This is a genomic window from Chryseobacterium luquanense (assembly GCF_026460945.1).
Taxonomy (GTDB): Bacteria; Bacteroidota; Bacteroidia; order Flavobacteriales; family Weeksellaceae; genus Chryseobacterium; species Chryseobacterium luquanense.
Genome location: NZ_JAOVZV010000010.1, coordinates 213,626 through 236,002, shown reverse-complemented (window position 1 = coordinate 236,002; position 22,377 = coordinate 213,626). Strand labels below are relative to the sequence as shown.

General features: G+C 33.8%; 27 protein-coding genes. 14 read left to right on the top strand and 13 right to left on the bottom strand.

The features are described from left to right. Nucleotides 1-45 precede the first annotated feature (45 nt). Complete coding sequence (locus tag OEA66_RS11320) at nt 46-819, bottom strand: ParA family protein (protein ID WP_267266659.1); 774 nt, start codon at nt 817-819, stop codon at nt 46-48. 165 nt (nt 820-984) lie between these two features. Next, nucleotides 985-1,824: an energy transducer TonB gene (locus OEA66_RS11315; protein ID WP_267281470.1), complete on the bottom strand. Its 840-nt coding sequence runs from the start codon at nt 1,822-1,824 to the stop codon at nt 985-987. 333 nt (nt 1,825-2,157) lie between these two features. On the opposite strand from OEA66_RS11315, the gene yiaA reads away from it, so the two are divergent. The 4 genes from yiaA (at nt 2,158) to OEA66_RS11295 (ending at nt 7,095) form a co-directional block, all read left to right on the top strand. Then, the gene (gene yiaA, locus OEA66_RS11310) at nt 2,158-2,550 is read left to right on the top strand and encodes an inner membrane protein YiaA (protein WP_267266661.1); all 393 of its coding nucleotides are present in this window, start codon (nt 2,158-2,160) and stop codon (nt 2,548-2,550) included. 69 nt (nt 2,551-2,619) lie between these two features. Beyond that, nucleotides 2,620-4,185 carry a BspA family leucine-rich repeat surface protein gene (locus OEA66_RS11305; protein WP_267281469.1) on the top strand — a complete coding sequence of 522 codons (1,566 nt, stop codon included), beginning with the start codon at nt 2,620-2,622 and terminating at the stop codon, nt 4,183-4,185. A gap of 18 nt (nt 4,186-4,203) precedes the next feature. Then, the gene (locus OEA66_RS11300; RefSeq protein ID WP_267281468.1) at nt 4,204-5,706 is read left to right on the top strand and encodes a BspA family leucine-rich repeat surface protein; all 1,503 of its coding nucleotides are present in this window, start codon (nt 4,204-4,206) and stop codon (nt 5,704-5,706) included. 6 nt (nt 5,707-5,712) lie between these two features. Beyond that, the gene (locus tag OEA66_RS11295) at nt 5,713-7,095 is read left to right on the top strand and encodes a BspA family leucine-rich repeat surface protein (RefSeq protein ID WP_267281467.1); all 1,383 of its coding nucleotides are present in this window, start codon (nt 5,713-5,715) and stop codon (nt 7,093-7,095) included. A gap of 106 nt (nt 7,096-7,201) precedes the next feature. On the opposite strand, the gene purE is transcribed toward OEA66_RS11295, so the two are convergent. After that, the gene (gene purE, locus OEA66_RS11290) at nt 7,202-7,705 is read right to left on the bottom strand and encodes a 5-(carboxyamino)imidazole ribonucleotide mutase (protein WP_267281551.1); all 504 of its coding nucleotides are present in this window, start codon (nt 7,703-7,705) and stop codon (nt 7,202-7,204) included. Between the two features lie 181 nt (nt 7,706-7,886). Here purE and OEA66_RS11285 point away from each other — a divergent pair, with 181 nt between their 5' ends. Both OEA66_RS11285 and OEA66_RS11280 read left to right on the top strand, forming a co-directional pair. Further along, complete coding sequence (locus OEA66_RS11285; RefSeq protein ID WP_267281466.1) at nt 7,887-8,804, top strand: DMT family transporter; 918 nt, start codon at nt 7,887-7,889, stop codon at nt 8,802-8,804. Between the two features lie 26 nt (nt 8,805-8,830). Further along, nucleotides 8,831-9,190, top strand: a complete 360-nt coding sequence (locus tag OEA66_RS11280) for a hypothetical protein (RefSeq protein ID WP_267281465.1) — start codon at nt 8,831-8,833, stop codon at nt 9,188-9,190. A gap of 45 nt (nt 9,191-9,235) precedes the next feature. Here OEA66_RS11280 and OEA66_RS11275 read toward each other — a convergent pair whose 3' ends face one another. Further along, the gene (locus tag OEA66_RS11275; protein ID WP_267281464.1) at nt 9,236-10,345 is read right to left on the bottom strand and encodes a 5-(carboxyamino)imidazole ribonucleotide synthase; all 1,110 of its coding nucleotides are present in this window, start codon (nt 10,343-10,345) and stop codon (nt 9,236-9,238) included. Between the two features lie 26 nt (nt 10,346-10,371). Then, nucleotides 10,372-10,935, bottom strand: a complete 564-nt coding sequence (locus OEA66_RS11270; RefSeq protein WP_267281463.1) for a DUF1543 domain-containing protein — start codon at nt 10,933-10,935, stop codon at nt 10,372-10,374. Nucleotides 10,936-11,009: 74 nt separating this feature from the next. Here OEA66_RS11270 and OEA66_RS11265 point away from each other — a divergent pair, with 74 nt between their 5' ends. Together OEA66_RS11265 and OEA66_RS11260 are read left to right on the top strand one after the other, a co-directional pair. After that, the gene (locus OEA66_RS11265; RefSeq protein ID WP_267281462.1) at nt 11,010-11,840 is read left to right on the top strand and encodes a sulfite exporter TauE/SafE family protein; all 831 of its coding nucleotides are present in this window, start codon (nt 11,010-11,012) and stop codon (nt 11,838-11,840) included. Further along, a complete protein-coding gene (locus OEA66_RS11260) occupies nt 11,837-12,220 on the top strand; it encodes a DUF1634 domain-containing protein (protein ID WP_267266672.1) in 384 nt (127 codons plus the stop codon). Before OEA66_RS11265 ends, OEA66_RS11260 begins: the two co-directional genes overlap by 4 nt. Nucleotides 12,221-12,252: 32 nt before the next feature. Here the strand turns inward: OEA66_RS11260 and gloA2 are convergent, their stop codons facing one another. Next, nucleotides 12,253-12,630, bottom strand: a complete 378-nt coding sequence (gloA2, locus tag OEA66_RS11255; protein ID WP_267281461.1) for an SMU1112c/YaeR family gloxylase I-like metalloprotein — start codon at nt 12,628-12,630, stop codon at nt 12,253-12,255. A gap of 8 nt (nt 12,631-12,638) precedes the next feature. After that, nucleotides 12,639-13,085 carry a nuclear transport factor 2 family protein gene (locus tag OEA66_RS11250; RefSeq protein ID WP_267281460.1) on the bottom strand — a complete coding sequence of 149 codons (447 nt, stop codon included), beginning with the start codon at nt 13,083-13,085 and terminating at the stop codon, nt 12,639-12,641. Between the two features lie 129 nt (nt 13,086-13,214). Between OEA66_RS11250 and OEA66_RS11245 the strand changes: the two genes are divergently transcribed. After that, a complete protein-coding gene (locus tag OEA66_RS11245; protein ID WP_267281459.1) occupies nt 13,215-14,300 on the top strand; it encodes an endonuclease/exonuclease/phosphatase family protein in 1,086 nt (361 codons plus the stop codon). Between the two features lie 75 nt (nt 14,301-14,375). On the opposite strand, the gene OEA66_RS11240 is transcribed toward OEA66_RS11245, so the two are convergent. Continuing rightward, nucleotides 14,376-15,281 (bottom strand): LysR family transcriptional regulator, encoded by a 906-nt coding sequence (locus OEA66_RS11240; protein ID WP_267281458.1) that lies wholly within the window; start codon nt 15,279-15,281, stop codon nt 14,376-14,378. A gap of 179 nt (nt 15,282-15,460) precedes the next feature. On the opposite strand from OEA66_RS11240, the gene OEA66_RS11235 reads away from it, so the two are divergent. The 4 genes from OEA66_RS11235 (at nt 15,461) to OEA66_RS11220 (ending at nt 17,683) form a co-directional block, all read left to right on the top strand. Continuing rightward, complete coding sequence (locus OEA66_RS11235) at nt 15,461-16,075, top strand: NAD(P)H-dependent oxidoreductase (RefSeq protein WP_267281457.1); 615 nt, start codon at nt 15,461-15,463, stop codon at nt 16,073-16,075. Then, on the top strand, nt 16,075-16,362 hold the full coding sequence (locus tag OEA66_RS11230; RefSeq protein WP_267281456.1) for a putative quinol monooxygenase: 288 nt from the start codon (nt 16,075-16,077) through the stop codon (nt 16,360-16,362). Before OEA66_RS11235 ends, OEA66_RS11230 begins: the two co-directional genes overlap by 1 nt. A gap of 80 nt (nt 16,363-16,442) precedes the next feature. Continuing rightward, on the top strand, nt 16,443-17,117 hold the full coding sequence (locus OEA66_RS11225) for a type 1 glutamine amidotransferase domain-containing protein (RefSeq protein WP_267281455.1): 675 nt from the start codon (nt 16,443-16,445) through the stop codon (nt 17,115-17,117). A gap of 62 nt (nt 17,118-17,179) precedes the next feature. Beyond that, complete coding sequence (locus OEA66_RS11220) at nt 17,180-17,683, top strand: PPC domain-containing DNA-binding protein (RefSeq protein ID WP_267281454.1); 504 nt, start codon at nt 17,180-17,182, stop codon at nt 17,681-17,683. 63 nt (nt 17,684-17,746) lie between these two features. Here the strand turns inward: OEA66_RS11220 and OEA66_RS11215 are convergent, their stop codons facing one another. The 3 genes from OEA66_RS11215 to OEA66_RS11205 all read right to left on the bottom strand — a co-directional run bounded on the left by OEA66_RS11215 (nt 17,747) and on the right by OEA66_RS11205 (nt 19,262). Beyond that, the gene (locus OEA66_RS11215; RefSeq protein WP_267281453.1) at nt 17,747-18,190 is read right to left on the bottom strand and encodes a carboxymuconolactone decarboxylase family protein; all 444 of its coding nucleotides are present in this window, start codon (nt 18,188-18,190) and stop codon (nt 17,747-17,749) included. A 1-nt stretch (nt 18,191) separates the two neighbouring features. After that, nucleotides 18,192-18,626, bottom strand: coding sequence for a DoxX family membrane protein (locus OEA66_RS11210; RefSeq protein WP_267281452.1), 435 nt, complete (start codon nt 18,624-18,626; stop codon nt 18,192-18,194). A gap of 63 nt (nt 18,627-18,689) precedes the next feature. Beyond that, nucleotides 18,690-19,262, bottom strand: a complete 573-nt coding sequence (locus OEA66_RS11205) for a Crp/Fnr family transcriptional regulator (RefSeq protein WP_267281451.1) — start codon at nt 19,260-19,262, stop codon at nt 18,690-18,692. Nucleotides 19,263-19,326: 64 nt separating this feature from the next. Between OEA66_RS11205 and OEA66_RS11200 the strand changes: the two genes are divergently transcribed. Then, on the top strand, nt 19,327-19,692 hold the full coding sequence (locus OEA66_RS11200) for a DUF1304 domain-containing protein (protein WP_267281450.1): 366 nt from the start codon (nt 19,327-19,329) through the stop codon (nt 19,690-19,692). A 102-nt stretch (nt 19,693-19,794) separates the two neighbouring features. Here OEA66_RS11200 and OEA66_RS11195 read toward each other — a convergent pair whose 3' ends face one another. Together OEA66_RS11195 and OEA66_RS11190 are read right to left on the bottom strand one after the other, a co-directional pair. Then, nucleotides 19,795-20,238 (bottom strand): thioredoxin fold domain-containing protein, encoded by a 444-nt coding sequence (locus OEA66_RS11195; RefSeq protein WP_267281449.1) that lies wholly within the window; start codon nt 20,236-20,238, stop codon nt 19,795-19,797. Nucleotides 20,239-20,258: 20 nt separating this feature from the next. Next, a complete protein-coding gene (locus OEA66_RS11190; protein WP_267281448.1) occupies nt 20,259-22,322 on the bottom strand; it encodes a TonB-dependent receptor plug domain-containing protein in 2,064 nt (687 codons plus the stop codon). Between the last annotated feature and the right edge of the window lie 55 nt (nt 22,323-22,377).

Sequence of the window (22,377 nt, the reverse complement as noted above, 5' to 3'; positions counted from 1 at the left end):
TATTGATTAATGATAATTGATTAATTATTAAATACAAAAATCATTTTAATTTTTAACTAAATTTTCGTTCTTCAATAAAACCTCTTCTGCAAGCTGAATGTACTGAATAGCTCCTTTACTTTCCGCATCATAATTTAAGATACTTTCACCGAAACTTGGCGCTTCACTTAATCTTACGTTTCTGCTGATAATTGTTTCGAAAACCATTTCCGGGAAGTGAGAATTTACTTCTTCCACGACCTGATTTGAAAGTCTTAAACGGCTGTCATACATGGTTAACAACAAACCTTCGATATCTAAATCTTTATTGTGAATTTTCTGAACGTTTTTCACTGTGTTTAAAAGTTTACCAAGACCTTCTAATGCAAAATACTCACACTGAATTGGGATAATTACAGAATCTGCAGCAGTTAAAGCATTAATTGTAATTAAACCTAAGCTCGGTGCACAATCGATAATAATGTAGTCGTAATCATCTCTTACTTCTTTCAATGCTTCTTTCAGCATATATTCACGTCTTTCTTTGTCTACCAATTCAATTTCGGCAGCAACCAAATCGATGTGAGAAGGTACAATATCTAAATTCGGAGTTGTTGTTTTTTGAATACAATTTCTTGTGGCAACGCTATGTTCCAAAAGATTATAAGTAGAATACTGCACTTCTTCCACGCCCAAACCAGATGTTGCATTTGCCTGTGGGTCTGCATCAATGATTAGGATTTTCTTTTCTAAAACTCCTAATGCTGCAGCTAAATTTACGGCAGTAGTAGTCTTTCCTACCCCACCTTTCTGATTAGCGATACCTATAATTTTTGCCATTGCTCAAACTTTAAGCTTCAAAAATACACTTTTTTCTCTGCTGTTGGAGAATGACTAAAACGAAAATTGAGTTAAAATATTGTTAACAAGCATTTTAGACATAAAAAAAATTATCCACAAAAATAAATCTTTGTGGATAACTATTGAGATTTGTGTTTAAGATATTTAATTGTCAAATTTCATTGAAATTGGAAACTTGAAATAACTTCTTACAGACTCTCCTTTTTTATTTTTACCAGGAACCCATTTTCCTTTTACTGCTTTAATGGTTCTTACAGCTTCAGCATTAAATGAAGCATCTTTTCCGTTGGTTCTGATATCTGAAATTGTTCCGTCTTTTTCTACAATAAAAGTAACTGTTGTACTTACAGTACCTTGATCATCAAAAGCAGAAACATCAAATTTATTCATTACTTTATTTCTAAAAGCATCAATACCACCTTCAAATTTTGCACCTACACTTAATTCAGTTCCTTCAACAATAACGTTTGGGTCTACTGGAAGTACATGAACAATTTTGGGAGGAACCACTGTTCCAGGCCCTGAAATAACAGTTGTAGGAACATTAATACTTGGAGCAGGTGGTGATACAAAATCATTCTTTACTCCTGCAATTGCATCATCAGGAATATCTTTTACAATATTACTTTCGTCTGCATTTTTTGTTGGTGTTACAACTTGTGAATCAAACTGTTTTACACTTGGAGGCGGTGGTGTAACTTTCTCTGGAAGTGTGATTTTTTCAGGTGGTTTTACAGCCGGCTCATCAATAATAATTGGAGGAGGTAGCTCATAAATCTCTTTAGGCTCCTCTACTGTTTTAAATGCAGAAACTATAGTTGGAATAATAGAAACCGCAGCTAATAAACCGACACCTATAAAAAATGCTTTGGTTAAAATTCTGTCAGATTCTGCTCTTAATACATAAGCACCATAAGCTTTGTTACGGTTTTCGAAAAGGATTTCGTTCAGTCGAAATTCCTGATTTTGTTCTAGGTGTTTCATCACTACAAAAATTAAAATTGTTAATATATTATAGATTATCAGTTTTCAATATGTTTTGAAATAATCTTTGAAACAATATCAAAATATTTGCCAAATTTTTAGCAAAACATAAAACTTATAGTAAAAACTATGTTAAAGTGTAAAATTAACTATTCAGCGAATAAAACTTTAAGGAAACATGGAAGTTGTATTATTGATATTTTAGATTTAATCATTTAATGGAAAAAAGAAATTGCAACTTTAGATGATAATTCGGAACTCTAAAGAAAAAATCATTAACATTAATTTAAAAATTATATATTTGAATTTAATAATAAACAAAAACATCAATTAATGAAAAAACAAGGTGTATCAAATGCGTTTGTAGCAGCTTCATGGGTTGCGTTGGGCGCAGGAATGGTAGGATTTATAGTAGGTCTTGCAAGAGCTGAAATGCAGCTCAATGAGAAGGGATATTATTTTACCATTCTACTTTACGGACTTTTCGCTGTAGTTTCTTTACAAAAAGCTGTACGTGACCGATTAGAAAATATTAAAGTTACCGATATTTACTACGGAATCTGCTGGTTTGCGACATTATCATCAATCGTTTTACTAGCAATCGGATTATGGAATGCAACAATTCTACCGAGTGAAAAAGGTTTTTATGGCTTTGCTTTTTTACTAGCTTTATTTGGCGCAATCGCAGTTCAGAAGAATACCCGAGACAATATGACTCAGGAATAGAATAACTTAAGCTCACCAAATTTGGTGAGTTTTTTATTTTTACATATCTTTATTTCACAAAATATTGATATGATAAAACAGATTTTACTTTTTATTTCAGTTATTTTTTTTCAAATAACAAATGCTCAAAATGAGTTCGTTACTGTTTGGCAACCTGGAATTATATCAACACCTGCTGTAAGTGTAAATGCGCCATTTCAAGCCACCTCAAATCAAATTTGGTTTCCCGGTACAGGACAGAATTACAATATTCAATGGGAAGAAATTGGCTTCCCTCAACATTTTGGCGTTATGGAAAATGTAACCTCAACGGGTCAGGTTTTAATTGATTTTGGTACTCCTTCAAGAGAAGATGGAGCTAACACATCTTACCGCGTGAAAGTTTCAAACGGAAACGGTGTTTTTCAGCAGGTAAAATTTGCAACGCACCAGCCTTTTGGATCCAGTGATGTTATTCTACCTCAATTACAGATGAATGGTAGCGCCGACAAACTTATTACGATTGAACAATGGGGAAACATTGAATGGATTTCTATGAATTCAGCATTCGCAAATTGTCAGAGAGTAGATATAACCGCTTCAGATTCACCTGATTTAAGCCATGTTACCGATGTCTCTTTGATGTTTTATAGAGCAAATGCTTTCTCAGGCGGTAATTTCATGCAGAACTGGGATACATCTACAATTCAAAATTTCAGTTTTATGTTTGCCCTACAACATCTTCCGGCACAAATTTATGCTCCAGATTTAAATAATTTTAATCCGCCCAACCTGAGCAATTGGGATGTTTCTGCTGCCACCAATATTAGCTACATGTTTTCAGGGAGAGGAATTTTCAATCAAAACATCAACTCATGGAATGTGGCTAATGTTAAAAATTCAGCATGGATGTTTACGGCATGTTCCAACTATAATCAGCCTCTTAACAGCTGGAATACTTCAAATTTTGAAAATATAAACAATATGTTTTCGGCAACCGCATCATTTAATCAGCCACTTGATAATTGGGATACCTCTAAGGTCATCAATATGAATGGTACCTTTTCCAGCGCTCAAGCTTTTAATCAGCCTTTGGAGATGTGGGACGTAAGCATGGTTAAAAAAATGGGCTCAATGTTTGGCAATGCTTTGTCTTTCAATCAATCACTTGGGTACTGGGATCTTTCTTCTCTAGAATCTGCAAACGGAATTTTTGGAGGTTCAGGTATTAATTGTGAAAATTACAGTAAAACACTTACAGGATGGGCAGAAAACCCCAATACACCGGATAATGTAAGTCTTACTAATCTACAGCCAATGCAATATGCAGCCAATGTTGCTTCCAAAAGAAATATTCTAATCAGTAAAGGCTGGACATTTTTCGGAGACGTCTTAGGAAGTTGCGTTTTAAAAATTAATGAAACAGCTTTTTCAAACCATATAAACATTTATCCTAATCCGGCATCAGATTTTATTTATTTAAAGAATGCTAAAGATGTAAAAAGCTATATTATAACAGATTTCAGCGGAAGAATTGTTTTGAAAGATTACTTGGCTAAAGATTTTATTAATATCCAAAGTCTTAGTCCTGGAAATTATATTTTACAGCTTATAACGAGTAAAAATATTGAGAAATTTAAGTTTATTAAACAATAATCTTTAAAAATTAAAAATATGCTGAAGAAAATATCTGTATCTATACTTTTGATTTTTTTATGCCAATTTTTCAAAGCTCAGGAAGAATTCATAACAGTATGGAAACCCTCAATCACCCAAACCTCTCCTTTAGTGAGCGGAGCACCATCATCCGACACACAGATATGGCTTCCTTTAAGAGGAAATAATTTTACCATTTATTGGGAAGAAATTGGCTATCCTCAACATCATTCTACATTAACAAATGTAACTTCAGCCTATCAAATTTTACTTGATTTTAATGAACCGCAAAACCCCAATGGAGCTACTTACAGATTAAAAATAACCAATGGCAACGGAAATTTTCACAGCATCAGATTCGCAGACTCAATTTTATTTCCAAACGGAACAGGTCTTATAGGCGACAGTGATAAACTGCTCACTATTGAACAATGGGGTACAACACCTTGGTCTACAATGACACAGGCTTTCTCAATGTGCAGAAATATGGATATTACGGCAACGGATATTCCCAATTTATCAAATATTACCTCTTTTCAAAACACATTTGTAATGTGTAATAATTTAGTAGGAAATTCCACTATGGTTAATTGGGATATTTCTAACGTAACAAATCTTATCTTAACTTTTTCAGGGTGTTTTCTTTTTAATCAGCCTATTGGAAGCTGGAATACCAGCAACGTCACCTCAATGTCAAATACATTTTCACAGACAACATCATTTAATCAACCACTTTCAAACTGGAATACCTCGAAAGTTGAAAATACTGCCGCAATGTTTCTTAACGCTACTTCTTTTAATCAACCAATTGAAAATTGGGATATGTCTAAAAACAAAAACATGGAGTTTATGTTTTACGGAACCAATTTCAATCAACCGCTAGCAAACTGGAACACTTCGCAGGTTACAAATATGGCCTATATGTTCAAAAACACTTCTTTATTCAATCAAAATATAGAAAATTGGAATACTAATAATCTGGTAAACGCCGAGTTTATGTTTGAAAATGCTACAAGTTTCAACCAAAATCTTGGAAACTGGAATTTACCATTACTTTCCACCGCAATGTTTATGCTTAATAATACAGGATTAGATTGCTTGAATTACAGTAGAACAATAAGAGGATGGTCATTAAACAGTACGACTCCGAACAATATTTATTTAGGAAATGTAAGTCCTTCAACTTATGCTTCAGACATAATACCTGATCGAAATAATCTCTTAGCGAAAGGGTGGATTTTTCAGGGAGACACTCTAGGATCATGTAGTGTTTTGAGCACATCTGAAACTAACGCAAAAAACCAACTCACAATTTACCCAAATCCGGTGACAGATTTTATTTACATTAAAAACCTTAATGTTTCAAACAAAACCTATAAAATCATTGATACAAGCGGAAGAATTTTTGATCAAAATACCCTGAAAGAAAATATTGACGTGAGAAATATCATTCCCGGAAACTACATTTTCCAAATCATTACAAATGATAAAATCCAATCTTATAAATTCATCAAAAAATAAAGTATAATGCAGAAAATTTTCTTCGCATGGATATTCATTCTAATTTTTCAGTATGGGAAAGCTCAAAATGAATTTATCACAACATGGAAACCGAGCAACGATTCTGCTCAGAATATATTGGGAGCAGTACCTTCTACCTCTACACAGATTTGGTTTCCGGGAATTGGTAATAATTTTAGTGTGTTTTGGGAAGAAGTAGGATACCCTTTACACAATGGCACATTATCGAATATTACCTCAACTGCAAATTTTTTAATTGATTTTGGAACTCCACAAAATCCTGTTGCATCAAATGCTACTTATAAAGTAAAAATAAGCAATGGAAGTGGCAACTTTAGCACAGTAAAATTCCCTCATACCATTATAATATTTCCTTTTGACACTCCCCCATTTGTCAGCGAAAATAGTGGTGATACAAAAAAAATAATCGATATATCGCAATGGGGAAATATCAAATGGAATACTATGGGATATGCTTTTTATCAATGTTCATTTTTAAATGTTTCTGCAACAGATTTACCAGATCTATCTAACGTAAACACAACAGAAGCCATGTTCTTTTTGACAGGATTAGTCGGCAATACCAGTTTTTCATCATGGAATACGTCTACAATTACCAATATGGCATATATGTTTGGTCATACACCTTTTAACCAACCAATAGGAAACTGGGATGTTTCTAATGTAACAGATATTAAATGGATGTTCCACGGATGCAATCAATTTAATCAACCCCTAAACAATTGGAATACCTCAAATATCATACGAATGGATCACGCTTTTCATTTTTGCAGTGCATTCAACCAGGATTTGTCAAATTGGAAAACTTCAAAAGTTACCAATTTAGATTTTCTTTTTGGTTCAGCAAATATTTTTAACCAAAACTTGGGCGATTGGGACCTATCTTCAGTAATCAATGGGTTACAAATGCTGAGTGGAACAAACTTAAATTGCAACAATTGGGATAAAACACTTTTTGGCTGGGCTAACAACCCAAATTCACCGTCAAATTTCACCTTGGGAAATGTTGCTACGGCAACTTATTCCCATCCTCTAGCTGTTACAGCAAGAAATAAACTCATTACTATTAAAGGATGGACATTTAGTGGTGATATTTATGATCCAACCTGTGAATCTGTTTTATCTACATCCGAAACCATTCTTAAAAGTAAAATTTCAATCTACCCCAATCCTGCGACAGATTTTATTTATTTAAAAAATCTTGAGCAATCTGCAGATTATATCATTCTCGACTTCAGTGGAAAAATTGTTTTGCAAGGAAGTTTAAAAAACAAAGAAATCAATATTAAAAACCTAAGCAGAGGCAATTATATTTTACAAGTAAAAGCTAAAGATTGGATAGAAAATTTCAAATTCATCAAGAAATAAAAACAAAAGCCTCACGAATTGTGAGGCTTTGCTATTTGTAAAAGATGATAAGTCGATTATTTAATGAAATAAAATTCACCACTAACAATTCACCACCAACTTTTTTTTAGTTATCGTATTGATTAGGATGTTTCGCTTTAATATCATCCACGGTTCCTAAAACCTTATCTTTTAAAGTATCCTGATAAATCTGAAGTTTCTCTGCAATTTCTTCGTTTCCGCTTCCTAAAATTTTTGCAGCTAAAATTCCTGCATTCAAAGCACCGTTTAGAGCAACAGTCGCAACGGGAATTCCACCCGGCATTTGTAAAATTGACAAAACAGAATCCCATCCGTCAATAGAATTACTCGACAAAATAGGAACTCCGATTACAGGTAAAGTTGTACAACTTGCAACCATTCCCGGAAGATGCGCTGCTCCACCCGCTCCTGCAACAATTACTTTCAAACCTCTTTCTTTGGCAGTTTTTGCGTAATCAAACATTCTTTCAGGCGTTCTGTGAGCAGAAACCACCGTCAACTCATACGGAATATCCAAAGATTTCAAAAAGTTTGCTGCCAATTCCATAATCGGTAAGTCGCTCTGACTTCCCATGATAATTCCTACCATTTCTTTCAATTTATTAGATTTCAAAGATAATAATTTTAAAAGTGAATTGTAAATCGTCAATTTGCTGCGCTGCAAATTTTTGAATTTAATTTAATATCATAGAATTTACGTTGGAGTTGCGAAGCAAAGTTGACTATTCACATCAGAAAATCTTATCTTTACAATTCCATTTCTCTATACTTTGAAAAATTACAAACTTACTTTAGCCATTTTTACCGTTGCCATTGTTTGGGGAACTACATTTTTAGCCATTCGTGTTGCCGTGGAAACAATTCCGGCTTGGTTTGTGGCGGGAATCCGTCAGTTTTTGGCAGCAATGATTATGCTGATCATACTTTTGTACAGAAACGAATTCAAATGGATTGGCTGGAAAAACCTGGGTTATCAACTTATATTTTCTTCATTAATGCTGATTGTCGCAAATGGAATGACAACTGTTGCCGAAGAAGAGGTAACAAGCAGTTTAACTTCCTTAATTAGTGCCTGTTCCCCTATCGTCGTTTTCCTTGGAAGTGTTGCAATCGGATTACAAAAATTCAGTATAAGAGCTTTTTTAGGAGTTTTATTGTGTTTCAGCGGAATTCTTTTTATTTTTTGGGACGGTTTAGCTGATATGGCAAATCCTGATTATCGAATGGGAATTATTTTTCTGTTCATTGCAATCGCAGGTTGGGCTTCAGGAACGATTTTCACAAAAAAGATGAATATTCAAAGTAAAAACATTTCTTTAAATCTTTTCTATCAATTTATTTTTGCAGGTATTGTACAGCTTTGTTTTGCATTACTGTTTTCTGAATCTTATAACTTTGAAAACTGGAGCGTAAAAAGTATTTCAGCGATGCTTTATCTGGCTGTATTTGGTTCTGTAGCAGCTTTCTTTGCATTTCATTATGCTTTAACGAGAGTTTCTCCGGTTCAGGTTTCTATTTTAGCTTACATTAATACGATCATTTCGATATTTTTGAGTTGGTTAATTTTAGGTGAAAAAATATCAGCAAAATTTATCATTGCCGCAGTATTGATTATTGCAGGAGTTTTTATTATTAATTATAACCCTGAACTTTTTAAAAGGAAAAAGATTGAGGAAGAAGCTATTTAATAATTATATACTAAATTACAACTATCATGAAAAAAACACTCATCATCTCCATATCAGCTATCGTTTTAATAATTATATCGTTTACGATTTATTGGAATCTTCCTATAGAAATCACAAGAAAAGCCGACATCAAATCCGGCAATAAAATCGTTGAAAACATCGAAAACTACAGAAAAAACAGTTACAAACTTCCTGAAGTAAATGATTGGCAGACATTGGAAAAATTGGGATTACAAAAAGATCATCCCGAAAAACCAGTTTACACAAAAGATGAAAGCGGAAATTATGAATTGGTTTATAATGACGGCTTAGGTGGTCCTTATTTATTATGGAATTCAACGGAGAAAAAATGGACGATTGATTTGCCGAAAATTGTTTCTAAATAAAAAAAGACTGCCCAAAAGCAGTCTTCCTCATATATTTTAAAAGCATTAAGCAATCACTCTCACCATCGCTTTTACCTGAATCAACTTCTCCATCAGCTCTTCTCTAGAATCTGCTAAAACATTGATATGTCCCATTTTTCTTCCGGGTTTCGTTTCTGTTTTTCCATAAAGATGAATATACGTTTCTGGTAATTTCAAAACCTCTTCCATTCCTTCATAAATTACTTTTCCTGAAAAACCTTCTGCACCTACCAAATTCAGCATTCCGCTGTAAATAATAGCATCAGTATCTGCCAAAGGAAGATTTTTCACCACACGATACATTTGTTCAAACTGTGAATTGGCGTTTCCTTCCTGGCTTTGATGACCGGAATTATGTAATCTTGGAGCTGTTTCGTTTACCCAAACTTTTCCTTCTTTATCTAAGAACAGCTCAATTGCAAACAATCCCGGGGAGTTTACTGCCGCAAGAAATTTATCTGTAATAGAATAAATCTGATTTTCAATATCTTCACTCAAATGAACCGGACAAATATTGAAATCAAGTAAATTTAATTTCGGGTCTGCAACCATTTCCGTTACAGGGAAAGTCTGTGTTTCTCCGTTTTCATTTTTAGCAACAATTACAGAAAGTTCTTTATCGATATCAACCAATTTTTCCAAAACTGAATCTTGAATCCAAAGGTTTTTCATGTCTTCGTTGGTACGAATCACCTGAACTCCTTTTCCGTCATAACCGCCTGTATTCATTTTCTGAACGAAAGGGAGCGGCATTTTTATTTCGTCTGAACTTCCATCCATAATTTCAAATTCAGGACTTGGAATATTATTTTCTTCATAAAATTTCTTCTGAAGAATTTTTTGTTGAATAATTTTAATAATCTGAGAATTCGGAACTACTTTCACGCCTTGATTTTCAAGTTCAGCCAAAGCATCTGCATTAACATGCTCAATTTCAATCGTCACAACATCTTTTCCCTGACCAAAATTTAAGACGGTTTCAAAATCATTAAAACTTCCTTGTGTAAAATATGAAATATTATGACAAGGCGCATCTGAAGCCGGATCTAAAGTGTAAAATTCATCATCGTATTTCAAGGCTTCCTGAATCAGCATTCGTCCCAACTGACCGCCTCCTAAAATTCCTATTTTCATTCTATTAGTAGATTTATTTTTAAAATTTATTTAATCTTATCAAGCATAAGATAGCCAAGGAAAGTATAATTTTCCTGGTTTTCCTGTTCTGATTTTTTTATTTTTAGCGAATATTTTCCCTTCATTGATTCCGGTAAAATCTCAGTAACACTGAAAATATCATCAATATCAACACCATATTTTTCATCAATATGACTTCCCGCTCCTTTAAAACCCATCGTCTGATAAAACTCTGTAGCTTTTGATTTTTTTACAACTTCACCCAAAGTTTTTCCAACCATTAAATGCTGTTCATGAAATTCTTTAAAATGTTCAGCTTTGTAACCTCCAAGATTTACAAAAAATAACTTTTCTTCGCTATCGGAAGGTTGCTTTGATTCAACAGAAATTTCATATCCGTCTGCAAATTTCACTTCCTGATACGCATCAATATGAATTTTACCTTTTGCTTCCGGCCAGAAATCTTTTAATGCAGGAACAAGATCTTTTAGGTTTTCTGCAATTCCGAAAAACACATCGTGCTGTTCAATATTTCTGCCTTTCGGAGTCGCTCCGAGAATAATGTAAAACAGTTTTAAAGAAGTTTCCATGGTGCAAAAATACGGCAAAAAATAATCTTGAGTTAATGTTTGCCCGAAAACCGCAATAGTTTTATATTTGTAGCATGTCGGAGATTATTATTCTTTTTCTTGGCGCTATCTCGGCCGGACTTCTAGGTTCACTTACCGGTTTGGGAGGAGGAGTTATCATTATCCCTTTATTGACGCTTGGTTTCGGCGTTCCTATGCATTATGCAATTGGTGCGTCGCTAATTTCGGTAATCGGAACTTCTTCCGGAGCAGCCGTAGCTTTCGTGAAAGAAGGATTTACCAACATGAGAATAGGAATGTTCTTAGAAATTGCAACGACTTCTGGCGCAATTGCCGGAGCATTGGTTTCAGGAATGCTCAATCCGAACACGATTGGAATTATCTTCGCAAGTATTCTTTTGCTGACTGTCATTTTAAATTTAAAAGGAAAACCTGATCATCAGGAAGTTTTAATTAAAGGAAGTTTAGAAGATAAATTAAAACTTTACGGAACTTTCCCAGACAAAGGCGTCGTGAAAAGCTATGCTGCAAGAAATACAGTTCCAGGATTTTTTATGATGATGTTTGCGGGCGCAATGTCCGGACTTTTGGGAATCGGTTCAGGTGCATTGAAAGTTTTGGCAATGGACAACATGATGCGACTGCCTTTTAAAGTTTCTACAACGACCAGTAATTTTATGATTGGGGTAACTGCGGTTGCAAGTTCCTTGATTTATTTTCAAAGAGGTGAAATTATTCCTGTAATTGTAGCACCTGTTTTAGTAGGTGTTGTTGTGGGAAGTTTTATCGGTTCTAAAACTTTAATGGTTTCAAAAACCAAGAAACTCAAGACATTTTTCGCAATCGTGATTACGATTCTTTCAATTTATATGATGTATAACGGTATTAGCAGCAACTTCAAATGAGAAAAAATTTCACAGATGTTGATCTGAACCGTTCGGTAGGAAATCTTCTTCGCTTAGGCGTTATTTTATCGGTTATCACTTCATTGATTGGTTTTGTAAAACTTTTCTTGGAAGGTTTTGAAATGCCAAAAAAATACAGACTTCTTGACATGGGAACCTCTTCTGAAAAAGTTTGGAGTCATTTTTGGGAAACGCTTTGCAAAGGAGAAGGAATGGCAATCATCCAACTCGGAATTCTGATGTTGATTTTCACACCTTTGATGAGAATTATCTTTGCTTTGATCGGTTATCTGAAAGAGAAAGATTACGTTTATGTGATTATTTCTTCGATCGTTTTAGCAATTATGGCGGTGAGTTTCTTTACGGGTTATGCTCATTGATTATAATTGATAATCAATGATTGATAAATGATTTAAGCTTCATAAAACTCCAACGGCAATTGATCAGGATCTTGTGTAAAGAAAAACTCTTTTCCGGTAAACTCATCGATACGGATTTCTTCACAGTTTAAACCTTTTTCAATTAATTCAATTCTTTTTTCATTAACGTTTTCTACAGAGAAAGCCAAATGTCTTAAACCACAAGATTCAGGTCTTGAAGGTCGTTTTGGTGGATTTGGAAATGAAAATAATTCAATTACATAATGTTCTCCGATTGCTAAATCTAATTTGTAAGACCGTCGTTCTTCACGATAGACTTCACGGATAATATTTAGTTCTAAAATTTCGGTGTAAAACTTTTTCGAAACTTTGTAATCTGAACAGATAATGGCTATATGATGGATTTTCATTGTAAGGATTATTCTTTTATGCAATTTTCTTTTCTTCTTGTATCAATCAAGTACTGAATTTTCCAAAGATTGTTTTGTTTAACCAATTGAAAACTATTCGCTCCACAATGTGAAAATTTACCTTTAAAATAAAATTCATACGGAGTAAAAACACTGGCAAGATTTCCGTCAATCTGAATGGAAACAAAATTTATTCTTTCGTCTAAATCATTTTTAGAAGAGTTTGATACAGATGTGAGAAAATTTTTCAGATCATCGGTTTTAACGGTTCCATCTTTTGAAATAGTTTGTAGAATTGCATTTTCTGAAAATGCAGAGTTCAACATTTTAGCATCCGCATTTTTCATTCCTGTAAAAAGATTATTAATAGTTTCTTTTACCTGATTTTCTTCTAAATTCTGACCAAAGCATAGACAATTCAGAAATAAAATGAGAACTAAAAACACTTTTTTCATTTGTTGAGGTATTGAAGTTTAAAATTAATGAATTTCAAGCTTGAATTTTATATTAATAATTTAATTTAAAAAATATTTTCATCTAAATAAAGACAAAATATCTTAATTTTATCTCTTTATTGAACGTATATGCCGATCATTTACTATATTTTAATTTCTTTATTATTCATTTTCACCGCTTTACCTAAAATCCCAAGTCAACACTGGATTTTCAGAGTTCCGGATTTTGGTAAAATTCAGGTAACTTACATCAGTTTATTCACATTTATTTTCGGATTTTTTATAAAAGATTCTGTTGATTACTTTTGGTATTTTCAAGGTTTTTTACTGGCACTATTTGTTTATCACGGAATTATTTTGATTAAATACACGCCACTTTATCCGGTAAAAAAACATAAAAGAAATTCTCATTCTTCGAAAAAAATTCATTTTATTTCGGCAAATGTTTATCAGTTTAATAAAGAGTTTGACCGGTTTATTGATTTAATTAACCGAAATAAGCCAGAAATGTTTTTAACGATGGAAAGCGACAGTCATTGGGAAAAAGCATTGCAGGTTTTAGAAAAGGATTATCCGTATCATCATAAAGTGACTCTCGAAAACACTTATGGAATGCATTTTTATTCAAAAATAAAAATCGAAGATTCAAAAACTCATTATTTCGTAGCCGATGACATTCCATCGATTGAAGCGCACATGAAGACCGATGACGGTTTTGAGTTTGTATTTTTCGGAGTTCATCCACCACCTCCAAGTCCGACTGAAGAAGAGACTTCAAAAGAGCGGGACGGAGACTTATTAAGTACGGGAAAAAGAGTAATTGAAATTGAAAAACCGGTGATTGTTGTTGGAGATTTCAATAACGTCGCATGGTCGAAATCTTCTATTTTATTCAGAAAAACAAGTGAATTGATTGATCCTAGAATCGGTCGTGCTTTTGTGTCAACATTTCATGCAAAATATAGATTATTCAGGTTTCCGATCGATTTGATGTTTCACAGTGAAGATGTTTTTATTGAGGAATTAAAAACGCTTGAAAACTTTGGTTCAGACCATCTTCCGGTTTATTGTGAGTTTTTTATCGATCACAAAAATGACGAACAGGAAGAACGTATTGAAACAGCCGATTCTGAAGAAAAACAGGAAGCCGAGGAAATGATTCAAGAAGGAAAAAAAGAAGATGGGGAACGTGACGCTGTTGTGACTGAAAGCTAATAAAAAACTTAAAAATTGCTTTTTACTACGATGTAAATTTATTTACTTAGATCGACCTTTTTTTGTAATTTAACTTTATTGTATTCCACCCATCATTTCTCTGAACAAACCTTTAATATGATCAATTTCATTCTGATACATTGTCTGTTTTCTACACCCAAAGTACAAGGTATTTTCTAGTTTCTTTTCGCCTTCCCAAATCAGTTTTACATCACCGTTTTCAATTTCATTTTTGCATAAAAAATCAGGAACCACAGCTAATCCGGTTCCGCCTTTAAGACAACGGATGATTGAATTGAGGTTAGGAACAATATAATTGGGTCTGAAATTCGGCTTATGCCCAAAATTCAACAGCCAAAATTGAAAAAGATGTTCCATATCTCCGGTTGTTCCGTACCATTTTTCCTGTTTCAGCCAACTTTCGATTTCCTTAAAATCTTTGGTTTTTAAAACTTCTTTAAAACCGTCTGTATCAACATTTTTTCCGCCTACTAAAATAATTTGTTCAGAAGAAAATGCTTCGTGCAGAATGTTGGGAGAAGTTCCTTTTTTTGGAGTAATGATTAAATCTAAAATTCCTTTATCTAGTTGATCGAGCATTTCAGGATATTCGCCAAAATCGATAATTAAATTAAAATCTAACGTTGAAACATATTGCTCTAAAGTGGTTTGAAATGTTTCAAAACACATTCCCACACTGATTGTCGGGGTGGTTTTTTCAGTAGATTTTTGAAAGTTTTTTTCTACATCTTCCAGTTTAGATAAAGCCTCAGAAACTGCATTAAATAAAACTTTCCCTCTTTCCGTCGGGATCATTTTACGCCCCGTTCTGTCAAATAATTTATAACCAACATAAGCTTCTAACGAACCTAAATGCAAACTCACACCAGGTTGCGAAATAAACAGAGAATCTGCAGCTCCGGTTAAAGTCCCGGTTTTATAAATCGCTTTAAAAGTTCGGTACCATTCTAAATTAACCATAATTTTTAATTATAAAATGAATTATAAATTGTCGATTTCGCTTCGCAAGTTAGGACTAAGTTTTTAAAAATAGACAATTTTAGTATCATAATTATAATACAAAACTATAATTTATATTATTTTTATTATAAAAAGCTCAGCCATAACTTTGCATCATAAAATTTAAACATTTACTAAAAATGAAAAAAGTATTAGTCATTAATGGTGGACAAAATTTCGGACATTCAGGAGGAAAATATAATCAGACGATTGCAGAAAACACGTTAGAAGCCTTAAAAGAATTTGAAAATGTTGAAGTAAAAATTTCGAATATCAGCGAAGGGTATGATAAAAATGAAGAAGTAGAGAAATTTGTTTGGGCAGATTTTATTATCTATCACACCCCAATCTGGTGGTTTCAATTACCGAATGGTTTCAAAAAATACATTGATGAAGTTTTCACAGCAGGCCATGCAAAAGGAATTTACATGAGTGACGGAAGATCTTCTGATAACCCAAAAATTAACTACGGAACTGGTGGAATGCTGGGCGGAAGAAAATACATGCTCACCACAAGCTGGAATGCGCCCGAAACAGCATTCACACTTCCTGGAGAATTTTTCAGTGAAACAAGTGTTGATAAAGGACCGTTATTCGGTTTTCACAGAATGAATGCTTTCGTTTCTTTAGAAAAAATGGATAGTTTCCACTTTCATGATGTAGAAAAGAATGCAAACATTGAGCGTGACATGAAATTATACAGAGAACACGTTAAAACCGTTTTCGAGAAAGAATTAAAACCACAATTAGTCTAATGAAAATCTATCTCACAGCAATCATTAAGGCAAAAGAAGAATACAGAACCGAAGTTTTAGAAGTCCTTCAGAATATGGTAACAGAAACCAGAAAAGAAGAAGCCAACGAGCTGTACGCACTTCATCAGGGAATTGAAGATAAAAATCATTTCATTTTCTATGAAATATGGAAAAGTGAAGAAGGTTTGAAACAACATAACGAGCAACCGTATATAAAAGCTTTTGGAAATTTGGTTGATGAAAAGTTGCAGCAAAAACCGCAGATTTATTTAACTGAAATTATTTAAACATGAAAAAATTATCATTATTAATTCTTTCCGTTTTTACAATAGGATTTGTTAATTCTCAAACCAAAAAATCAAAGAATATGAAAAATAAAATTCTTTTCGTGGTAACAAGTCACGACAAAAAAGGTGATACAGGAGAAAATACAGGATACTATCTTGGCGAAGTTTCACATCCATGGGAAGTCCTTCACAAAGCCGGTTATGAAATTGATTTTGTAAGTCCAAAAGGAGGAACTCCGCCTGTCGACGGATTTGATTTGAAAGATCCTGTCAACAAAGAATTTTGGGAAAACAAAGAATACAAAACAAAAATAGATCATTCCTTAAAACCATCAGAGGTAAAACCTGAAGATTATTCTACAATTTTTTACGCAGGCGGTCATGGTGCGATGTGGGATTTTGCAGACAATACAGAATTGGCAAAAATTGCTTCTATCATCTATGAAAATGGAGGAATTGTCGCAGGAGTTTGTCATGGACCTGCTGGTTTGGTCAATATCAAACTGAATAACGGAAAATATCTGGTTGAAGGAAAGAAGATCAATGCTTTCACGAATGAAGAAGAATTTGAGGTGAAATTAACTGATGTAGTTCCTTTTCTTTTAGAAGATAAATTGAAAGAAAGAGGTGCGAAATTTGAGAAATCCGGACTTTGGCAGAATCATGTTGTGACAGACCAAAGAGTGATAACAGGACAAAATCCGCAATCTGCAAAAAGCGTCGGCGAAGCAATTTTGAGTGAATTAAAAAAATAACTTCACACTTTTTTAATTCAAATTGGTGTAAATATTTCATTACATCAATTAAAAATCAAGACATGAAACTACTTCCAACTTTACTATTCACAATATTTCTGATGTGTAATTTTTCAGCACAGAAAAAAGAAATTTGCAGATACACAAAAACTCCCACAGGTTATCTGATGGTACTTCGTGAAAATGATGATGTTCTGGCTCAGATTGAGAATCTTGCAAAGACCGAGAATATTCCGTCAGCGAGCTTTACAGGAATTGGTTTTGCGAGAGAAGTAACTTTTGGATTTTATGATTTTCAAGCTAAAAAATTTAATCCCAAAACTTTTAAAAAAGTAGAGATGGGAAGTCTCACCGGATCTATTGCATGGAATGAAAAAGGTCCGTCAATCCACGTTCACGGAGTTGCAACTGATGAGAAATTTGATGCGTACGGTGGTCATCTTCTCTCGCTTCACGTCGGAACGGGATCGATGGAAATCTATGTCAACGTAAATGATAAAAAATTAGAAAGAAAAATAGAACAACCTTTGAATGCTAACGTGCTTCAACTGAATTGTCAACAATAATAATTTAAACAAAAATAGCTTCTCAAATTCTGGGAAGCTATTTTTGTTAAAGGCAAAATTGAATTACTTTGCTATTGGTAAATGCGTACTGATTGCAATTCTGTTCCACATATTAATCGAAACGGCTGCCATGATAATATCGGCAATCTGAGTTTCATTAAAAAGTGCTTTCGCTTTTTGGTACGTTTCTTCAGAAAGTCCTTTTTGGCTGATTAATGTTACCTCTTCTGCAACCATCAAAATCACCTGTTCTTCTTCTGTGAACAATTCTTTTGCATCTCTCCATGCATTCAAAAGAAAAATTCTTTGCGGAGTTTCTCCGTATTTTAAAGCATCTTTGGTGTGCATATCTAGACAGAATGCACATGCATTAATCTGAGAAGCTCTGATTTTAATTAATTCTTTCTGAATCGGAGTTAAAAAACTGTTTTGAAGGGCGGCCTCCATTCCAATTCCTGCTTTGTAAGCGGCAGCGTGCGTCGTTGCCATGTTGAATCTTACGCTCATACTATTGATGATTTTTAGTTAATGTATCTATTGAAAAAAAATATTCTTTCTGTGTTACCAATAAAAAAGCCGCGGCACTTCCCACCCAAACCGAAAAATCCAGAGGAGCTTTTACTCCCAATGCAATCGTCATTGATAAGGCGAAAATCAGCAATAAAAACCCTGTTCCGTATGCTGCAATCTTGGTTTTGAAACCGAAAATCAACATCAATGGGAAAAATAATTCCAAAAAAGTAGCGGCATAAGCTGAAAATGTGCTTAGAATTTCAGGAAGGAAAAAGGTTAACTGTTTTGTATATTTTTCAAAATTCTCCCAGTTTCCCCAGGCGGAATTTTCTTCCCAAAAACCAAATCGGTCTGCGACTGCAGATAGCATCGTCACTGCGATTGCGAATCTCAAAAACAATTGTGGAAATAAAACTTTTCGGTCTGTCATGCTGTTGGCTTTTTATTACATGACAAAGTTGCGACATAGAAACCGCAAAAATCTTAAACTGGTTTAAGAACGTAATTTTGCTCTGATTTCACTTAAATATTCTGGAGTAAAACCTAAAAATGAAGCCAATAAATATTGCGGAATCCTCTGTATAAACCAAGGATAAAGCGTACTGAAATGAATGTAATATTCTTCTTTATTCATTTCATAAAGATAACGGATTCGCTTTTCAGCCGCAGAATAAGCACGTTGATAAATCAATCTGAAATAACGTTCCATGATGGGATGTTTTTCAAGCAAAAGTTCCTGAGACTGAAAATCAATCATCATAACCGTCGCTTTTTCAACTGCCTGAATATTAAACTTAGATTTTTCTCTTTGTTCAAATGCAAAATTGTCTGCCAACCACCAGTTTTCTATGGCAAATTCGGTAGTCTGTTCTACTCCTTTTTCATTGATAAAAAACTTTCTTAAGCATCCTTTTAAAACAAAATATTTAAATTTACAAAAATCACCTTCCTGCATTAAATTCTCTTTTTTCCTCACCTCCAAAACCTGAAAGAAAGAAAATATTGAAGTAAATTCTTCTTCACTTACAGTAATAAATTTATCTAAATGCGCCTTAAAAGTTTCCATTTTTGAAATTGAATACTCAAACTTAACTTTATTTTTTTAGTTTTACAATGATAAAAATCGAATCATGGAAATTGTTGCTAAAATTCTCATTGCCGTTGTAGCTTTAGAACATCTTTATATCCTGTGGATGGAAATGTTCGCGTGGGAAACCAAAGGTAAAGAAGTTTTCAAAGCAGCTTTGCCACCTGAAATGTTCAAACCGACAAAAGGTTTGGCAGCCAATCAGGGATTGTACAATGGTTTTCTTGCAGCGGGATTGATCTGGTCATTCTTGATTGAAAATCCTAAATGGCAAACGAATATTGCTTTATTTTTTCTGACTTGTGTTGCAATCGCCGGAATTTACGGTGCCATTTCTGCGACGAAAAAAATATTTTTTGTCCAAGCGTTGCCTGCTATTTTGGCAATTGTTGCTGTTTTGTTAAAATAAAATTTCCCGTTTTTCAAGTCAACATAAAGTTTGTCATTCCGTAGGAATCTAAGCAAAGTCTTTTTGCTATGTTGAGATTCCTACGGAATGACAAACCTCGTATTAAAGACTAGAAAACCCCAACAATTTCTCCTTCATTTTTTCGGCCTTAAACTCTCCTTCATGATAATAAACCAATTTTTGATTTTCATCTAAAATAATCCACAACGGATAAACAGGCTGGTTTTTATTTTTAAATAAAGCCAAAGCCAACTCATGAATTCCAGAATTTCCGTTAGGTAAATAATTAAATTCTTTACCCTGAAAATTGATTTTTCCTTTTGTCTTTTCAGCTTCAAAGTTGATAAAATGAAAATTTTCGTTGATCATTTCAACTAATTCTTGATCCTTGTTTAATTTAAATGATTCGATTTTACAGACTGAGCACCAATCTGTATACAAATGAATAATGATTGGTTTTTTATTTTCTTTCTGTAGTTTTTCAAAATCTGAAAAAGTGTCTGTTTTTATCTGCGAATGATAAAAACCAGACACTAAAAATAACATTAAAAAAAACATTAAACTTTTCATTTCAAATTATATTTCACACCCAAAAAACCTCTGATTCTCTGCATCGGAGCATAACCATACGTTGTATCGAACGTATAATGATTCGGATTATTAATCGGGTCATTTACATTATTATCAAACGGATCAAACGGTCGCATCAACGGATCTTTCGGAGTAAAATTGAATAAATTTTTCACCCCGCAATACACTTCAAAACCTGAATCAAAACTCTTTGAAATCTGAATATTCGCCAAAGAATATAACGGGGAATATTCCGGTCGGTAATCATTCGGTAAAACCGGCAATCGCATCGGCCCGTAAAACTGCCCGGTAAAATCGATGGCAAGATTATCCTTAAATTTATAGGTTAAACTGTAAGTCCCACTCCATTTCGGGGCATGAAGTTGTCGGGACTTTCCGGTTTCTCCATCAAATTTTTGATAAACATCTAAATAAGTAACTCCCAAATTTACACTCAACGGAAAACTGAAACTGAAATCAACATTCATCGAAGCACCTCTCGAAATTCCGTAACCATTTAAGTTATCATAAATAATTTTCTGAGGATCGGTATCAAAATCACCAACAATTTTATTGCTGAAATAGGTGTAAAATGCAGAGGCATCCACATTAATTAATTTATCTCCTACAGGAATTTTCCAGACATAATTTAAATTTCCATTGATGGATTTTTCCGGTTTTAAATTCGACTGAATCACCACTTCACGTGAACCTGTCAACGCTGCATGATCTTCAGTAAATAAATTCACCACCCTGAAACCTGTTCCAAAATTGAATCTGAAAGTATGATAAGGGTTAGGAGAAAATTTCCATGCAAAACGAGGAGAATGCACAGAATGATGGACTTTATCATAATCAAAACGGTAACCCAGCAACACGGTATTTTTTTCATTAATCTCCCACTGATCCTGAATAAACGCTCCAAAAATCGGTGATTTCATCGGCTGATTGGTGACTTTATCCGAAGCCAACGTTCCGGGAGTATTGTCATCATAGAATGTTTTTTTGAAAGTCAAACCTAAAATCAAATCATGATTTCCAAGCTTTTTATCCCAATACGTTTGTGCAAAAGCCACTTTCTGCAACGCTTCGTAAGGCGTATTTCCGTAAAATGAATTCTGGTCGTGATAATTGTAAGAAAACTGTGTGAAAATCTGCTCTTTCACCGGCAACTGATACATCCCGAACGCTTCTACTCTATTTGTATAAATACTTTCTCCATAGACTTCGTCGCTTCCACGATGCGATTTATTCCACTGCATTTCACCACCAAAACGATCTTCATATAAATATCTTAAGGCAAAACTTGCCATTCGGTTTTCTTTTCGTTTAAAATTCCATTTATTAAAAACTGAAATTCTGTTTTGAAGCGCAGCATCGGTGAAATTATCTTTATTCTGATCTATTTTTTCATTAAAACTAAAATAATTTAAACTTAATAAAGAAGCCGCATTTTTACCGGCATTAAATTTTGTAGAAAGATCTAAATTATTTTCTGCCCAGCTTGTCGTCATCAGATTAACGCTTAATTTTGGTGCAGTCAATACATTTTTTGTGATAATATTAATCACTCCGCCCATCGCTTCAGAACCATACAATGACGAAGCTGGCCCTTTTACCACTTCTATTCTTTCAATGATGCTGTTTGGGATTCCGCTTAAACCATAAACGGTGGAAAGTGAGCTGACAATCGGCATTCCGTCAATCAAAATCATTGTGTAAGGACCTTCTAAACCATTGATGTGAATATCTCCCGTGTTACAAACCGAACAATTCAACTGTGGCTGAACTCCGTTGACCATCGCAATCGCTTCAAAAACACTTGGCGTAGGATTTTTCTGAAAAAATTTCTGACTGTAAATTTCCACCGCAACCGGACTTTTAGATTTGCTTACAGGTTTTATCGTTCCCGTGATCACCACATCGTCAATTAATTTCACTCTTTCCTTTTTTACAGGAATTTTTATTGAGTCAGATTTTTTATTTAAATCTAAACTGTCCGTTTCCTGAGAGAAACAGAAACCCGAAAAAAATATGGCAGAAAATAATATTCGCTTCATGAAATTAAAATTGTTAGACAAAACTAACATTTATTTTTAGAACAGCAAAACTTAA

Coding starts and splice junctions, on each gene's coding strand:
- OEA66_RS11320 (WP_267266659.1), bottom strand. CDS start 819: ATGGCAAAAATTATAGGTATCGCTAATCAGAAAGGTGGGGTAGGAAAG.
- OEA66_RS11315 (WP_267281470.1), bottom strand. CDS start 1,824: ATGAAACACCTAGAACAAAATCAGGAATTTCGACTGAACGAAATCCTT.
- yiaA (WP_267266661.1), top strand. CDS start 2,158: ATGAAAAAACAAGGTGTATCAAATGCGTTTGTAGCAGCTTCATGGGTT.
- OEA66_RS11305 (WP_267281469.1), top strand. CDS start 2,620: ATGATAAAACAGATTTTACTTTTTATTTCAGTTATTTTTTTTCAAATA.
- OEA66_RS11300 (WP_267281468.1), top strand. CDS start 4,204: ATGCTGAAGAAAATATCTGTATCTATACTTTTGATTTTTTTATGCCAA.
- OEA66_RS11295 (WP_267281467.1), top strand. CDS start 5,713: ATGCAGAAAATTTTCTTCGCATGGATATTCATTCTAATTTTTCAGTAT.
- purE (WP_267281551.1), bottom strand. CDS start 7,705: ATGGTAGGAATTATCATGGGAAGTCAGAGCGACTTACCGATTATGGAA.
- OEA66_RS11280 (WP_267281465.1), top strand. CDS start 8,831: ATGAAAAAAACACTCATCATCTCCATATCAGCTATCGTTTTAATAATT.
- OEA66_RS11275 (WP_267281464.1), bottom strand. CDS start 10,345: ATGAAAATAGGAATTTTAGGAGGCGGTCAGTTGGGACGAATGCTGATT.
- OEA66_RS11270 (WP_267281463.1), bottom strand. CDS start 10,935: ATGGAAACTTCTTTAAAACTGTTTTACATTATTCTCGGAGCGACTCCG.
- OEA66_RS11265 (WP_267281462.1), top strand. CDS start 11,010: ATGTCGGAGATTATTATTCTTTTTCTTGGCGCTATCTCGGCCGGACTT.
- OEA66_RS11260 (WP_267266672.1), top strand. CDS start 11,837: ATGAGAAAAAATTTCACAGATGTTGATCTGAACCGTTCGGTAGGAAAT.
- gloA2 (WP_267281461.1), bottom strand. CDS start 12,630: ATGAAAATCCATCATATAGCCATTATCTGTTCAGATTACAAAGTTTCG.
- OEA66_RS11250 (WP_267281460.1), bottom strand. CDS start 13,085: ATGAAAAAAGTGTTTTTAGTTCTCATTTTATTTCTGAATTGTCTATGC.
- OEA66_RS11245 (WP_267281459.1), top strand. CDS start 13,215: ATGCCGATCATTTACTATATTTTAATTTCTTTATTATTCATTTTCACC.
- OEA66_RS11240 (WP_267281458.1), bottom strand. CDS start 15,281: ATGGTTAATTTAGAATGGTACCGAACTTTTAAAGCGATTTATAAAACC.
- OEA66_RS11235 (WP_267281457.1), top strand. CDS start 15,461: ATGAAAAAAGTATTAGTCATTAATGGTGGACAAAATTTCGGACATTCA.
- OEA66_RS11230 (WP_267281456.1), top strand. CDS start 16,075: ATGAAAATCTATCTCACAGCAATCATTAAGGCAAAAGAAGAATACAGA.
- OEA66_RS11225 (WP_267281455.1), top strand. CDS start 16,443: ATGAAAAATAAAATTCTTTTCGTGGTAACAAGTCACGACAAAAAAGGT.
- OEA66_RS11220 (WP_267281454.1), top strand. CDS start 17,180: ATGAAACTACTTCCAACTTTACTATTCACAATATTTCTGATGTGTAAT.
- OEA66_RS11215 (WP_267281453.1), bottom strand. CDS start 18,190: ATGAGCGTAAGATTCAACATGGCAACGACGCACGCTGCCGCTTACAAA.
- OEA66_RS11210 (WP_267281452.1), bottom strand. CDS start 18,626: ATGACAGACCGAAAAGTTTTATTTCCACAATTGTTTTTGAGATTCGCA.
- OEA66_RS11205 (WP_267281451.1), bottom strand. CDS start 19,262: ATGGAAACTTTTAAGGCGCATTTAGATAAATTTATTACTGTAAGTGAA.
- OEA66_RS11200 (WP_267281450.1), top strand. CDS start 19,327: ATGGAAATTGTTGCTAAAATTCTCATTGCCGTTGTAGCTTTAGAACAT.
- OEA66_RS11195 (WP_267281449.1), bottom strand. CDS start 20,238: ATGTTATTTTTAGTGTCTGGTTTTTATCATTCGCAGATAAAAACAGAC.
- OEA66_RS11190 (WP_267281448.1), bottom strand. CDS start 22,322: ATGAAGCGAATATTATTTTCTGCCATATTTTTTTCGGGTTTCTGTTTC.